14 protein-coding genes are annotated in these 14,052 nt (G+C 65.9%); 11 read left to right on the forward strand and 3 right to left on the reverse strand.

Going from position 1 to position 14,052, the window contains the following annotated elements; all coding sequences use genetic code 11:
- Nucleotides 1-58: 58 nt before the first annotated feature.
- Nucleotides 59-874: a hypothetical protein gene (locus RAB71_RS02655; protein ID WP_081481857.1), complete on the reverse strand. Its 816-nt coding sequence runs from the start codon at nucleotides 872-874 to the stop codon at nucleotides 59-61.
- Nucleotides 875-1,216: 342 nt separating this feature from the next.
- Here RAB71_RS02655 and RAB71_RS02660 point away from each other — a divergent pair, with 342 nt between their 5' ends.
- The 8 genes from RAB71_RS02660 (at nucleotide 1,217) to RAB71_RS02695 (ending at nucleotide 9,195) form a co-directional block, all read left to right on the forward strand.
- Nucleotides 1,217-1,759 carry a hypothetical protein gene (locus RAB71_RS02660; protein WP_234006641.1) on the forward strand — a complete coding sequence of 181 codons (543 nt, stop codon included), beginning with the start codon at nucleotides 1,217-1,219 and terminating at the stop codon, nucleotides 1,757-1,759.
- Nucleotides 1,760-1,983: 224 nt separating this feature from the next.
- Nucleotides 1,984-3,720: a S41 family peptidase gene (locus RAB71_RS02665; protein WP_138985688.1), complete on the forward strand. Its 1,737-nt coding sequence runs from the start codon at nucleotides 1,984-1,986 to the stop codon at nucleotides 3,718-3,720.
- On the forward strand, nucleotides 3,699-4,547 hold the full coding sequence (locus RAB71_RS02670) for a hypothetical protein (protein WP_010340134.1): 849 nt from the start codon (nucleotides 3,699-3,701) through the stop codon (nucleotides 4,545-4,547). The genes RAB71_RS02665 and RAB71_RS02670 overlap by 22 nt, the downstream gene beginning before the upstream one ends.
- A 128-nt stretch (nucleotides 4,548-4,675) precedes the next feature.
- Nucleotides 4,676-5,161 (forward strand): hypothetical protein, encoded by a 486-nt coding sequence (locus RAB71_RS02675; protein ID WP_234006524.1) that lies wholly within the window; start codon nucleotides 4,676-4,678, stop codon nucleotides 5,159-5,161.
- A gap of 166 nt (nucleotides 5,162-5,327) precedes the next feature.
- Nucleotides 5,328-6,101, forward strand: a complete 774-nt coding sequence (locus RAB71_RS02680) for a hypothetical protein (RefSeq protein WP_234006525.1) — start codon at nucleotides 5,328-5,330, stop codon at nucleotides 6,099-6,101.
- 187 nt (nucleotides 6,102-6,288) lie between these two features.
- Complete coding sequence (locus RAB71_RS02685) at nucleotides 6,289-7,068, forward strand: SPFH domain-containing protein (protein WP_029561688.1); 780 nt, start codon at nucleotides 6,289-6,291, stop codon at nucleotides 7,066-7,068.
- A gap of 170 nt (nucleotides 7,069-7,238) precedes the next feature.
- Nucleotides 7,239-8,138, forward strand: a complete 900-nt coding sequence (locus tag RAB71_RS02690; RefSeq protein ID WP_010340130.1) for a hypothetical protein — start codon at nucleotides 7,239-7,241, stop codon at nucleotides 8,136-8,138.
- 88 nt (nucleotides 8,139-8,226) lie between these two features.
- A complete protein-coding gene (locus RAB71_RS02695; RefSeq protein WP_029561687.1) occupies nucleotides 8,227-9,195 on the forward strand; it encodes a polysaccharide deacetylase family protein in 969 nt (322 codons plus the stop codon).
- A 114-nt stretch (nucleotides 9,196-9,309) separates the two neighbouring features.
- On the opposite strand, the gene RAB71_RS02700 is transcribed toward RAB71_RS02695, so the two are convergent.
- Nucleotides 9,310-9,855: an RNA 2'-phosphotransferase gene (locus RAB71_RS02700; protein ID WP_029561686.1), complete on the reverse strand. Its 546-nt coding sequence runs from the start codon at nucleotides 9,853-9,855 to the stop codon at nucleotides 9,310-9,312.
- A gap of 320 nt (nucleotides 9,856-10,175) precedes the next feature.
- On the opposite strand from RAB71_RS02700, the gene RAB71_RS02705 reads away from it, so the two are divergent.
- The 3 genes from RAB71_RS02705 (at nucleotide 10,176) to RAB71_RS02715 (ending at nucleotide 12,694) form a co-directional block, all read left to right on the forward strand.
- Nucleotides 10,176-10,379, forward strand: coding sequence for a hypothetical protein (locus RAB71_RS02705; RefSeq protein ID WP_010340127.1), 204 nt, complete (start codon nucleotides 10,176-10,178; stop codon nucleotides 10,377-10,379).
- A gap of 214 nt (nucleotides 10,380-10,593) precedes the next feature.
- Nucleotides 10,594-11,229, forward strand: a complete 636-nt coding sequence (locus RAB71_RS02710) for a DUF2076 family protein (protein ID WP_104609599.1) — start codon at nucleotides 10,594-10,596, stop codon at nucleotides 11,227-11,229.
- Between the two features lie 640 nt (nucleotides 11,230-11,869).
- The gene (locus RAB71_RS02715; RefSeq protein ID WP_010340281.1) at nucleotides 11,870-12,694 is read left to right on the forward strand and encodes an alpha/beta fold hydrolase; all 825 of its coding nucleotides are present in this window, start codon (nucleotides 11,870-11,872) and stop codon (nucleotides 12,692-12,694) included.
- A 134-nt stretch (nucleotides 12,695-12,828) separates the two neighbouring features.
- Here the strand turns inward: RAB71_RS02715 and RAB71_RS02720 are convergent, their stop codons facing one another.
- A complete protein-coding gene (locus tag RAB71_RS02720) occupies nucleotides 12,829-14,046 on the reverse strand; it encodes a glycoside hydrolase family 30 beta sandwich domain-containing protein (protein ID WP_050946509.1) in 1,218 nt (405 codons plus the stop codon).
- Nucleotides 14,047-14,052 lie beyond the last annotated feature (6 nt).

Consider the following 14,052-nt stretch of genomic DNA (forward strand, 5'->3'; position numbering starts at 1 on the left):
CGTCGCTGTCGATGGCGACGGATGCGGGGTTACCTCCTTACGCCACTCCTTTTGAGGCCTAGCGCTTCATTACGCCTTTGCGGCACAAGCCGATGTTGGTTCTCGCTGCCCGCACGATGGCCAGGTAGCGGTCCGCCAGCACTGGCGTCCATCCTTCCACGGCCGCGTCGTCGTCCTTGGCGGCGTCCTCCGCATACTTGTCGAGTGTGGACAGGCACTGCGCATACAGGCCATTTTTGTACTGGGTGATGGCCAGATCGTTACGAACGGCGCCTTCGTCTTCCCATTCCAGCGTCGGCAGGCAACTCGGCACGACTGGCGACAATGTGGCGAGCGCCGCCTTGTAGTCTTTCGCATCATAGAGACGCTGGAAGGTCGTCCGTGTGCGGTCCAGCGCGTCCCGGCCACAGCCATCCTTGACCCGCAGGTAGGGCGCCTCGAAATCTCCGTTGTAGCCGCAGAACGTCTTGCATTCGGTGGGCGTGGCGGCCGCTACGTCAATGCCCTGCGGCGTACTGGCGAACTTCACCTGGCAGGTGGGTTGGCCCTTGTTCCCCTTGGCGACGCCGGTGTGTCCCTCTATCGCGCCATTCAGCTCGCACACGTCTTCCCCCGTGGTGCTTTCCAGGGAGAAGGTCAATATTCCGTTTTGCTGCTTGATCAGCAGGCGACCCCAGCCCTTGTCAGTGATGTACTCGCCCGGCGGCAAGGGGCTATCGGCTGCGGAATGCGTGGTAGGGGCAATAGCCTGCTGATTGTGGGCTGCAAGCCAGGCCGCACCGGCCGGTTGCTGTGCCAAACAGGTGGCCGTGGCCAGCAGCGCGATTCCGGCGCCGGCTAGCCACCCCTTCGACCCAGGAAACGTCGTTGCCATGTCGGTTCGTCAGCTATGACTTCGATGAGCGCTCTTTAGCCGGCGACGCGATCGTGCGTCAAGCACTAGCGCTGCGCTGGTCCGAGCCACCGATAGCCGATCAGCCCGGCGACAAGTGGAATGCGCAGTACGGCTGGCGCAGCCAGCAGCGCAGCCAGGGGAGAGATTCACTGAGTTGGCGTGCGCTGGGTCCGATTACAAGAACTTTTTAGGAAAACTGCGTCAAGAAATGCTGGCTTCTGCCGTTATGCGTGGCTGTCTGAGAAACCATCGACCCAACAGGGGAATGCTTTGAAAGTACGTAATGGGATTTTGCTGGCAATGCTCGCCAGCGCATATGCGATGCCTGCCTTCTGCCAGGAGCCTACGCCGCAAGCGGCATCTGCCGGAGCGCGAATTCGCCTGTTCGGTCAAAATGGTGTTGGCATCGTGTTGTACAAGGATGCCGTGTGTACGGCCAAGTATGGCGAAAAGATCCGCGTATCCGGATCGCTTGGCAGTGCGTTCGGTTCGCTGTTCGGCTCAGTGAAGAACGAGGGGATTGGCATCCCGGAGACACAGAACACCAGGAATTTGCAGGACCGCAAGATGATCGGCTCCAAGCCGTTCTACAAGGAGCTTGCGCTGGAAGCAGGCAAGCCCGTTGTCGTCGAGGCTGGCGCCAGTTCGCCTGCACACTGGAGCCAGGCGCCAGGATTCAATCTTGGACGGAGCTGCGGCGCCTTGTTGACATCGACCTTCGTTCCGCAGGCGGGTGCCGACTATGAGGTTGCGTTGAACCTCGATTTCCGCAATTCGGTCTGTGTACTGGCGGTCAATCGCGTGAACCCGGATGGACAAGTGACCCCGGTCGAGGTGGCGCCGGCATCCAAGGATTGCGATTAGGAATCAGGAGCTCAATCGTTTGGCGCTGGATGCGCCAGGGTCGCGATGCCGCTAGTGGATCGCAGTTAACCCTCCCTGGCGACGAGCCGGGCAAAGGGGAGCGCGGCTCATGACAGGCTCGTGTCCCTTGGTCGCCGCAGCGGCCCAGCGTCGTCCAGATGCTCGCGTGCAGCAGATGTCTGATACTGCGTCCTACGATTCAAACGCTCGAGCGCGAGGGTGCGATGCGAAGCTACGGATGGGGTGCGTTGTTGTGGTTGCTGCTGTTGCCGTCGGTGGGGGCGGCGGAAACGCCGGCCGATCAGGCCTATGCACGGGCCACCGCGTTCCGCGACCGGGCCAGTCAGCTCAGCGAGCACGGCGCCAAGAGCACGCGTGAGGACCTGCTGCAGGCACGCGATGCCCTGCAGCAGGGCTTGCAGTATCTGGACGATCCGACGGTTGCAGCGCTCGCCGAGGGCAGCAAGACGCTGCGCTTCCGCCGCCTGAACCTGCTGGGCGATCTGGTGCGGGTGCAGGTGTGGCTCGGCGACCGCGACGCGGCGGTGGCGGCTTGGCGCGCCCTGGACGCGATGTCCTGGCATGAGGGGTTGATCGACTTCGTGGTGGACAAGGACCCGGCGACGGCGGCGTTGTTGGACGATCCGCGCCTGGCCGAGGTCCGGCGCCACGAAGCGCTGGCGGTGCGCGACGCCACGGCGCCCGCGATCGCGGTGCCTTATGCCGCGCAGCTGACCGAAGCCCAGCGCGTGGCCGGGTTGTCGCAGGTGTGGATGGCCGCGCGCGATCGCTTCGTCTGGTTCGACCATGTGCCCAACCTGGACTGGGACCTCCTGTACCTGGAGACGCTGCCGCTGGTCCAGCGCGCGGCGGATACCGACGCCTACTACCGTGTGCTGGCACGGTTCCTGGCGCAGTTGCACGACGGACACACCGGGATCCTGCCACCCAAGGAGCTGGAGGACCATTGGTATGCCCGTCCCGGGCTGCGGACGGCCTGGCTGGACGGGGAGGTGGTGGTGACCTCGGTCAGTGATGCCGCGCTGCGCCGCCAAGGGGTGGCACGCGGTGACCGCATCCTCGCGATCGATGGCGAGCCGGTGGAGCAGTACGCGCAGCGGGTGGTGCGTCCGCAGCTCAGCAGTTCCACCCCGCAAGACCTGCAGCTGCGCATGTATACCTACGCCTTGCTGGCCGGCGATGCCGCCACCCCGGTGCGGCTATCGGTGGAGCACGCCGACGGGCGCCGCAGCGAGGTGCGTGCCGCGCGCAGCGGCTATGCCACGATGAAGGTGCCGGAGGCGCCGCTGCTGCGCATTCGCCGCGATGGCGTGGCGGTGCTGCGTGTGCCGCAGTTGGAGAACGATGCCAGCCTGCAGGCGCTCAAGCAGGCACTGCCGCGCGTGCGTGCCGCGCGCGGACTGGTCCTGGACCTGCGCGGCAATGGTGGCGGCAACACGTGGTTCGGCTTGCAGATCCTGCGCTACATCGCCGCGGCGCCGTTGCCATCGCTGCGCTCTGTCGAGCGCGACAACGGCTCGTCGCTGGCGCAGGCACGCGGGGCCAGGCTGATCGAGTGGCGGCCGGTGCAACAAGAGCCGGTGGCACCCGAACCGAACGCCTATTCCGGCCCGGTGGCGATGCTGGTGGATGCGGGCACGTTCTCCGCGGGCGAGGACACGGCGGCGGTGTTCCGGCTGATGCGGCGCGGCCCATTGGTGGGGCAGGCGACCGGCGGGAGCACCGGCCAACCGCTGCTGCTGGCCCTGCCCGGCGGCGGTTCGGCGCGGATCTGCGTCAAACGCGACAGCTACCCCGACGGCACCGACTTCGTCGGCGTCGGCGTGCTGCCGGACATCGTGGCCGCACCGACCCGCGCCGACCTACGCGACGGCAAGGACCCTGTGCTCGAACGCGCGGTGGCGGCGCTGGGCCAGCAGTGGCCATCGACCTCACGCTGACACGGGATGCCGTGCGTGCGGTGCGGTGGCACGTCTGCGCCATCGCACTGGCCACGGCGCTTTTGCTGTTGCCAGCCTGCGCCTCGATCGAGGTGCCACCTGCCAACCTGATTGCCAAAGAGGGCGCGCACGCCACGGCGGTGACCAGGATCGGGCCGGTGTTCGTCGTCAGAACCGTGAGCGTGTTGCCTGGTAGCGCACGCGCGGCCGAAAAGTTCGCTGTCACTGACGAGTGTCGCAGCGGAACGCTGCACGTCGCCTTGCGACGACAGGAGAGTGCAGAGCCCCATGCTGTGCCGGCCTGTGGTGCAGTGCTGGCGGCACTTCAGTACGCCGTCGTTGCGTCCGACTTGCCCGACCTGGAGTTGAAGCTGACTGTGGATCTGATCAGTCCCGGTCAACAACTCATTGCCCGCACATCGTCGCTGGCAACGGCGGCCAGCGCAAGCGCGCGTTATGCATTCGCATTAGACAAGGAACGTGATCTGGCCGCCGCGAATGTCGTCTCTACGACGGCACACGAAACATTCCACCTACTGCGTGGCCTCAGCGGCACGACATCCGAAATGCAAGAGGAAGAGCGCCTGGCTTACACGATGGGTGCATGCGCGCAACTGCAGGCACTGGGATGGGTGAGGAGCAAGGAGCTCCCTTCCGTTGCGTTTCCACAGCACGCCGAAGGCGTTTCTGGCAGCGTCAAGGCGTCGAACGTTGCGGGCGTTTCGGTGACGAAAGACCTCATGCAATTCATGCGGGATGAGATGGTGACCAAAGACGCACCTGAGGGGCTAGCGATGGCGCACTTCTGCCAGACGGCCCTTGAGTGAGCCAAAAGCGGCCCTTGGTAGGCCAGGTCAAGCTGGCGGAGATGGACAGTGCTCCACGCGCTCGGCTACGTTTTGGTGGGAGGTCAACCAGACCTGCTATTTCACTGGCGCCGGAGCGGGAGGGAGCGATGGCGAAACTAAGCTGTTGGCTGGGGCTGACCGGCTTCTTCTTGGTCGGATGCGCCAACGTCTCTACCAGCGAAGCCGCGGCAGCAGGCTCTGGAGACGCAATCTGTAAGCAAGCCACCGATTGGGATCGTCGTGGATCGTTGTCTGCGCAGCAGATCGCGCCAACGATCATAGAGAGCGAGGTGGGACTTACCTATCATTTCGACCTGCGAGGAAGGGCCGGCTTGCGGTCGCTCGATGCCAGTTGTGGGTCGGGCAGCTATGCCGAATGCAACTTCACTGCACATCGGCTGGACGACACGGCATACCAGTTCTCAGAGCTCTCCACGTTTGGTCTTTGGCAGGTGCAGGGCCGCCTGTATCTGCTGTATCGCATCGTGTCACCGAAGAGCGACACAGCGGCCCGCAAGCGCCGGTTGGTGGAGTTGGCCGAGCCGCCTGTGGAGATCTGCAATCAGATCGGCGATTACTCGAACCTGATGTAGATGTCCTGCCGAATCTACAGGTTGCCTATGCTCTTTCTTCCCGCTGGATCATTCGTGCCACAGGCTGCTGGGCACCAACGGCCTCTAGACCACGCGCCTCAGGGAACGGCTTTCGATGCGAGTTGACTCGGTCATGAGGTTGCAGCACATCGTGCGCAGGTGCAGTTTGGCGCATCTGCTGGCCTTCCAATGCATCTGGATGGCACCCATCTGCATGCAAGCGCTGGCGGCGGATGTACCACGCCTCTCCGTCGAGGGCATGAACAAGCACAGTGCGATCAATGGGATGGGCTTGTTCCTGACACGCTCTCAGGTCGCGACGCAGGGGCGCGCGCAGCCCGTGCACTTCGAAAAACGCATCGTCTGCAGCGATCGCCGCATCAAGGTGGCCTTTGCCAAGGGAATGGAGCGCGCGCCTGAGCGGATCTGCCGCGTCGCCTCCGAGGCGCTCGTGTTGGTCAGCACCCAGTCGCACGTGCAGAACATCGCCATCACGTTGCTCGTCGTGCCCAGTCGGGTGGACTACCAGGCGACCTTCTACAGGGTGGGCAGAGGGCCGAAGCTCGTCCTCGTCGCCCCAGTGCTGCAGAGCGAAGAGGCGACGCTGGCCAACGTCGCCGATCTGGTGGCGCATGAGGGCTTCCACGTGGGCATGTTCGCCGCTGGCGACGTGCCGCTGGCTGGGGACGAGTACGCCGCCTACCACTACGGGCTGTGCGGGCAACTGGTGGCATTGGGACATCTGGAGCCTTCGGCGCTGCCGGGCTTCGGCGTGGCGTCGGACGATCCGCATCTTGTCGATTCATCCGAGAGCGCCGAACGTGTGCGGACCGAGGTGCTCCAAGCCTTTGGCAACCTTCCCATGACGAGGGAAAGCCCCGCCGGTGCGGCGTTGCTCGCACAGTGTCGCGCGATTGCGCCTGCCAGTTCGAGACACTGAGGCTGACGTCTTCTGAGCTTCAGCCTGCCGGCGTCAGCCTTGGGCGCAGGACGCGGCGCGAGAGGAGTGGCGCCTGCTTGGCGTCGGCAAACAAGCAGATGCCTTGCACCCCCACGATGCGCTAGCATCCCCCGCACACGACGGCGCGCGGCGCCGTCTCTTCAGGGGGACATCGATGCAACATTTCCTGCTGGCCGCCGCCGTGGCGGCCTTGCTGTGCGGCTGCACCGTGGTCTCGCCCGATCCGGGGCAGCAGGCGGTGCTGGTGGATAAACCGCTGCTGTTCGGCAAGGGTGGCATCCGTCTGGACGACGTGCGCGATCCCGGCCGCACCTATACGTGGATGACGACGTCGGCGGTGTACGTGGACACCACGCCGCAGACGGTGCAGGTGGCGTTCGACGACTTCTCGTCCAGCGACAACATCCTGTTGGACTTCTCCACGCAGATCCAATACCGCATCACCGCGCCGGCGCGGCTGCTGTCCGGCTTCGGCCAGGACTGGTTCAAGAACAACGTCGCCAGCCAGTACGCGGCGATCGTGCGCGACCAGGTCAAGCGCTACGACATGACGCGGATGATGAGCTACCCGGACACGGCACGGAAGATCGATGACTCGGTCACCGAGAACGTGCGCGCCCTGGTCAAGGAGCAGGGCCTGCCGATTCAGATCCAGAACATCACCCTCGGCCGCGCCCGTCCCAATCCCGACGTGCTGCAGCAGATGAACCTCACCGCGGCGCAGCAGCAGCGGGTCAAGACCCTGGTGGAAGCCACCACCGCCGAGCGCCAGCGCGAGCAGGAGCAGGTGGCCAAGGCCGATGCGGACAACGCCTACCGCAACCGCATGGGCCTGACCCCGGAGCAGTACCTGGCCAGCCAGATCGCCGAGATCAACGCCGAGGCCTGTGCCAAGGCGCAGGCCTGCTACATGGTGCCGTCGGGAACGTCGGTGATCGCCAAGTAGCGCGACGCGGTAGAGGCGGGCCCGGGTGGCCCGCCGTTTGCGTACATGGGTTGCGCCATGCGCGTCGCCGATGCGGCGTGCCGGCAGCGATTGTCGCCGTGCCGCGGGTCTGCCACTGTGACAGCCGTGTCCTGCGAGGAGATCCGCAGATGGAGTCCGCACAATCCTCAATGTCGCAGCGCCCGCCAGCGACCCGCCTGTTCGCCCTGCTGGCGCGCGACGCCCGCACCGGCGTGATCTTCCGCCGCGGGCCGAGCAAGCAGGTGCAGCTGATCCACTGGGATCTGCGCGAGGACACCTTCGTGCACGGCCAGTGGTTCAAGGGCCGCATCTACGAGCGGCGCTGTGATCTGTCGCCGTCGGGGCGGCTGCTGGTGCATTTCGCCTCCAAGCAGCGCGGCGACTTCGGCACCTGGACCGCGCTGTCGCGGCCGCCGTTCTTCACTGCGCTGGCGCTGTGGCCGAAGGGCGATAGCTGGGGCGGCGGCGGGATGTTCGAGGACGAGCGGACCTTGTTGTTGAACCACCGGCCACGCGAGGGGCGGGATCCTTTTCCGATGCCGGCCGGTTTCCACTTGCCGCACCATCTGCAGGTGCGGCCGTTCGGCACGCATTCGGGCGGCGGCGAGGACGAGCCGATCGATGGCGTGTTGCGCGAGCGCGATGGTTGGCAGCTACGCGACGACGGCGAGGGCGCACATGGCGGACTGCGCAGCGGTGCATTGTTCCGCTTCAGCCGCCCGCGCGTGCGCGAGAAGCTCGGCGCCAATGGCCGCCGCCTGCAGTCGCTGCTGCATGCGGTCGGCCAGGAAAACCATGCCTGGTATGGCCAGGATCACCGGGTGCTGGACCGCGACGGCACCGTGCTGGTCGACCTGCCGGGCAGCGACTGGGCCGACTGGGATGGCGGCGACTTGGTGTTCGCGCACGAGGGTAGGCTCTATCGTCTGCGCAAGAGCGACTTCCACGAAGTGGCGCAGCGGGGCGAGCAGGCCTTCCAGTTGCTGCACGATTTCAGCGACGCGCGCTTCGCGCCACTGGCGCCGACGGCGGATGCGTTGAAGTACTGAACGGGCCGGATGTCGCGTGTGGTACAGGTGCCACGCCGGATGCGGCTGCCGTCCGTATAGACTGGCCACCCAATCTCAGGGGTATTCGATGAAATTCCTTCGTCGCTTGCTGTTGCCGGCCCTGCTGTGTGTCACAGCACTCGCCCAGGCCCAGGAAGACACGCGCCGCATCGCGGTGACCATCGACGACCTGCCGTGGCAGCGCATCGAGCAGATACCGCCGGCGCAATTGCCGGCACTGCACGCGCAATTGATGGCCTCGCTGCGGCAGGCGCAGGTGCCCATCGTCGGCTTCGTCAACGAGGACAAGCTTGAGCAGGACGGCCAGGTGCAGCCGCAACGCGTGGCGATGCTGCGCGACTGGCTGGATGCCGGCTATGCGCTGGGCAACCACACCTACGGCCACGTGAACCTACACCAGGTGGGCGTGCCGGCGTACGAAGACGCGATCGTGCGTGGCGAGCGCACGTTGCGGTCGTTGCTCGCGGAACGTGGCCAGCCGCTGCAATGGTTCCGTCATCCGTATCTGGCCACCGGCCGCAGCGTTGCCGACCGCGAGGCGGTCAACGCGTTCCTGGCCGCGCATGGCTACCGCATCGCGCCGGTCACCGTGGACAGCGGCGAGTGGGTGTGGGCGTTCGCCTACGCGCATGTGTTGGACGAGCCGGCAGGCCCGGCGCGCGACGCCATGCTGCTGCGCCTGCGCAAGGGCTACGTGCCGTACATGCTCAACAAGCTGGATTTCTTCGAGCACGAATCGCAGGCCCTGTTCGGCCGCCGCATCCCGCAGGTGTGGCTGATGCACGCCAACGCACTCAACGCCGCTGCTTTCCCCGAGCTGGTCGCGGCCACGCGCCGCCGCGGCTACGCCTTCATCGGCCTGGAGGAGGCATTGCGCGATCCCGCCTATACCCACGCCGAGGGCTACACCGGCCCTGGCGGGATCAGCTGGCTGCACCGCTGGGCGATGGCCGAGGACAAGCCGAAGGACTTCTATGCCGGCGAACCCGTGGTGCCGCGCTGGGTGTTCGCGCTGGCGGGGGTGGATTCGGAGTAATGCAGGGATCGTCTTGTAACGCCTGCCAAATCGGAGCAAAGGATTATGCGGCCCTGGGCATTCCTGCCCAGTCGCACACGCGGTATGGGTGCCCAAGCGAGATAGCCACAGGAACTAGATTTCCGAAAGAAAGCTGCTCGGAACTGCCTGGGTGAGCCAGACGCCATTGTCCGCCTGAAAGAAGGCAAAGCCCTGCTGGTGCATTCGCAGGGCTTCGACTTTCAGGACAACCGGCTTGCCATGACGTTGCCCGACTGCGGTCGCGGTCGCGATGTCTTGCGACAGATGCACATGATGCCGTTGGCCCGCGCGTAAGCCCTCGGCCAGGATCGCGTCCAGAAACCGTGTGGCGGTGCCGTGGTAGAGGAACTCCGGCGGCACCTTGGCGTCGTACTGGATGGCGACGCTATCGGTCGAATGGCCCTGTACGGCACGGATGCGCCTGCCATCTTCCGAGAGCGCAAAACGTTTTTTGTCGCTGCTGTCCACCACGGCACGAATGAGGTCTGCGTCGAGCGTCCTGCCGCTTTGCGCAGCACCTGCGATCAACGCATCGACCTCCGCCCAGCCTTCGCTGTCGAGGGTAATGCCAGCGGCCTGTGGCTCGTGGCGAAGCACAAAGCTGAGGAACTTGCTGATGTCTGTGTGCTGCTTGCTCATATACATTCTGGTGAGTAAACAATTCCAACCATCGCTCGGCGACGCCGATATTGGCTTCCGCTCAGTTGGCTGGCAATGGTGGAGGTGATGCGGTGTGGGCTCGAGTTGGCGCGGTGCAATCTTACGCGTCGTGAAGTGCGAGGATCGCCAAGCAAGCCGGTGTCTGGCGAGTTTGATGTAATGACGAAGGGGGGAGTGCCGCACCTCCGCCGGCAAGATGTTGAACGGCTAAGTGTCGGCACAGCCGACCGCTGGCACCTTCACCCTGCACGCACGCATGGCCGGATCACGATGGCTCCTCTCCGCCCACCGTGACGCCCATGCCCTCGTCCAAGACGCCTCCATGGAAGAAACCGAATCCGCGCGGTCAGCGCAGCCAGCCGCTGTCACCGTCGCAGAAGGAAGCGGCGAAGCAGCGTGCCGAGGAGAACGGCCGCCCGTATCCGAATCTGGTCGACAACATGTGGGCGGCGCGGCTGCCGCATGCGACGTCCTCCTCCAGTTCGGACATCGACGCGGAATAATCAGGGCGTCTGCGCTTGGAGTGGTGGCGTACCTGGCGCGCGTTGTCGGAAGAATGTCGGAGTTCGCCAGTGCGGCCGCCGGGCTGGTTTTCCCGGCGCGCGTGATTGATGAATGCCGATACACCGGAGCTCGGACGCACCCTTGGCCTGCGCCGGGCCATGCCCATACCGTGCCGTGCCGGCACTGGGCCGGTCATCGCATCCAGGTACGGGTATGACTCCGCAAGAACAGCAGCTTCTCGAAGACTTCCTGGCGCGCCTGCGCAGCGCCGGCGGGGTGGCCAAAGATCCGCAGGCCGACGCGCTGATCCACGCGCGCCTGGCCGATCAACCCGATGCCGCGTATCTGCTGGTACAGCGCACCTTGCTGCTGGAGCACGCGCTGGAGGCCGCCAAGGCGCAGATCGCGCAGTTGCAGCAGCAGGCCGCGCCGCCACCGCCGCCGGCCAGCTTCCTGGGCCAGGGCTTCAATGCGGCGCCGCCGCCGTTGCCCCCGGCGCCCGCCGCCACAGGCGTCGCGGGCGCCGGTGCGCCCGGCTGGCGCGAGCGATGGTTCGGCGGTGGCGCTGCGGCCGCGGAGCCGACGCCGGCACCGGCCGCCGCGCGTGGCCCCAGCTTCCTTAGCACCGCAGCCACCACGGCGGCCGGCGTGGCTGGCGGCATGTTCCTGTTCGAGGGCGTGGAAAGCCTGCTGGGCGGTCACCACGGCGGCGGCCTGTTCGGCGGCGGCGCGCCGCAGGAGACGGTGGTCGAGAACATCACCAACAACTACTACGACGACACGCCGCAGCAGGACATGGGCCAGGACTTCCAGGACGACGGCGACTTCGGCAACGACAACTGGACGTGATGTCCGGCGCGCTTGCGTGACCGCGCTGATCGATTGATCGAGCGAGCGTCAGCTGGCGCTCGCGACCGGGTCGCTTCGATGCATCGAAGCGACCGGTCGGCGCGAGTATCTATTCTTCAATCTATTCACGGCTGGCGCTCTGGATTGGCGCATGGATGCAAAAAGACCCAGAAAAACAGGCGAGACCTTGCCCGGTGCCATTCGATTATCTATTCATGCATCTATTCGATCGCAGGCAGGCGAGGCCCGACGTACGCGTTGGCGCGGCTCCGTGTCGTGTTCCGGGAGGATGCGGCCTGGCGCATTGACTGGTGGCTGTTCGCGCCGTAGTTGCCGCGCAATGGCTGGTTGAGCCTGGTGGATGCAGAGCCTGCACGTTGTCGACCCCAGGCCAGCGCCACGACTGGCGTGCAGCGGCCGGCATGGCGGTGCCGTTCTGGGAGCGTGTCATCGAGGACGTGCATGTGTCCGCGGCCTTCCACAGCATTGCGCGGGACGCGCTGGCGCAGTTGACGCGCGCCGTGTCGCGGATCGGTTGAGCGCTTTCGCGCGGCGTTAAATCACCCGACACATCGCCCTCACGCGGGCCGGACATGCGGCAGTGGAAGCTGTCGCGACTCCCCACCACGAGGTCCTGCCCATGGCTGCCACCAGCGCACGCGTCCGTCTGCATGTCGAAGATACCGGCGGTGCCGGTCGTCCGGTGATCCTGATCCACGGCTGGCCGCTGTCGGCCGAGGCGTGGAAGGACCAGGTCGGGCCGCTGCAGCAGGCCGGCTACCGGGTCATCGCCTACGATCGTCGCGGCTTCGGCCGTTCCGAGAAGCCGGCCGACGGCTACGAGTACGACACCCTGGCCGACGACTTGGCCGGCATCATCGAGGACAAGCAGCTGCGCGACGCGGTGCTGGTCGGGTTCTCGATGGGCGGTGGCGAGGTGGCGCGCTACGTGGCGCGGCACGGCACCGACAAGCTTGCCGGCGTGGTGTTCGCTTCCGCGGTGCCGCCGTACATGCTCAAGACAGAGGACAACCCGGAAGGGCCGCTGAGCAAGGAGCAGGCGCAGGAGATGGAGCAGGGGCTGAAAGCCTCGCGCGAGACCTTCTTCGACGACTTCACCCGCGGCTTCTTCAGCGCCCACGGCACGCTGAAGGTGAGTGAGGCGCAGCGCCAGGAAGCGATCGCGCTGTGCCTGCAGAGCGACCAGACTGCGGCGCTGGGCTGCATGGGGGCGTTCGGCACCACCGACTTCCGCGAGGATCTCAAGAAGGTCGACGTGCCGACCTTGGTGCTGCACGGCGATGCCGACGCGACCGTGCCGTACGAGGGCTCGGGCCAGCGCACCCATCGCGTCATCGCCGGCAGCGACGTGGTGCTGCTGAAGGATGCGCCGCATGGCTGCAACACCAGCCATGCCGAGGAGTTCAATCAGGCGCTGCTCGGGTTCCTGGCCAAGCTGGGCTGATCGCTGGCCCGTATCGCGGCGCCGACGCGCAAGGCGCGGTGCCGCGACGGCGCAACCAGGCAGCAGGTAGAACCAACCCGCGGCAGCGCTCGGCTGCCGCGGGTCGATCCGACCGACTCAAGCCATCGCGCAGATCACTCGCCGACCAGCGTCGCCACGCTCTGCGGATCGACGTAGACCACGGTCTGGCCCGAGGCGACGCTGTACTTGCCGCCGTAGCCGACGTTGAGGGTGGACGAGGTGCTGTACTTGGTGAATGCGGTGGCGCTGCCGGTGGGCACGCGCACGGTGAGCTGCCGATGCTGGGTGCCGGTGTTGACCGCCACCAGGACCAGCTTGCCACCCGGGGTCTTGTAGGCGCTGACCGCGACATCGCTATACGGCGCGGCGGTGGCGCCGATGCGCACCGAGCCCGGACGCACGAACCGCGCGAACTGCGACATCACATAACCGCGCTTGCTCACCGTGCCGTTCTCGGCGATCAGCCCGTAGCTGCGCCGGATGTACCACCAGATGTAGCCGCTGTAGTTGGCGAGCATGCTGTTGTGCAGTTCGCTGCCCACGCCGAGCGCCGACGGCCAGGCGTTGCCGTCGGTGTTGTCGGTGTAGTGCTCGGTCATCCACAGCTGCTTGCCCTTGCTGCGCGCCAGCGGGTAGTCCTTGGGCTGCACGCCATACAGGTGCCCGCCGACGATGGACAGGTACTGGGCGGCACTGCTGTTGAGCACCGGGTCGGTCAGTGCGGTGTTGAAGCCCAGCGACTCGGCGGCGAGCAGCTTGAACTTGCCGAACTTCGCGCCCTGGGCGCTGATGAAGTTGAGGAAGTCGGTGCCGTTCCAGTCGCCCGACTCGTAGTCCGGATGCCAGTCCGGCTCGTTCTGCAGCGACAGGGCGTAGATCGGCGCGCCCTTGCTGTCCATGTAGGCGGTGAAATCCAGCAGGTGCTTGGCATAGGCATCGTAGTACTGCGACAGCAGCTTGCCGCCGTTGTTGAGGCTGTTGTTGGACTTCATGTAGGCCGGCGCCGACCACGGCGTGGCCAGCAGCACCGCGCCGTGCGCGCGGGCCCGCACCGCCGACGGCACCTGCTGGCTCCAGCCGGAACTGGACGGATCGATGCGCATGCGCATGATCGACAGGCCGATCTGCCCCGTGTCGCTGCCGAAGGCCAGGTCGACCTGGGCCGGCGTGAGGTCGGCGATCCAGCCGGCGCCGTTCATGCCGCCGAAGCCCTGGATGGTCTGGTGGACCTCGCTCGGGGTCACGGTGACGGTCTGTGCCAGGGCGGTGCCGGCCGAGAACAGCGTGGCGGCTGCGGCGAGCAAGGTGCCGAGCAAACGAGGGGTCTTCATGGTGGT

Origin of the sequence: Xanthomonas sacchari (assembly GCF_040529065.1) — a bacterium.
GTDB classification, from domain to species: Bacteria; Pseudomonadota; Gammaproteobacteria; order Xanthomonadales; family Xanthomonadaceae; genus Xanthomonas_A; species Xanthomonas_A sacchari.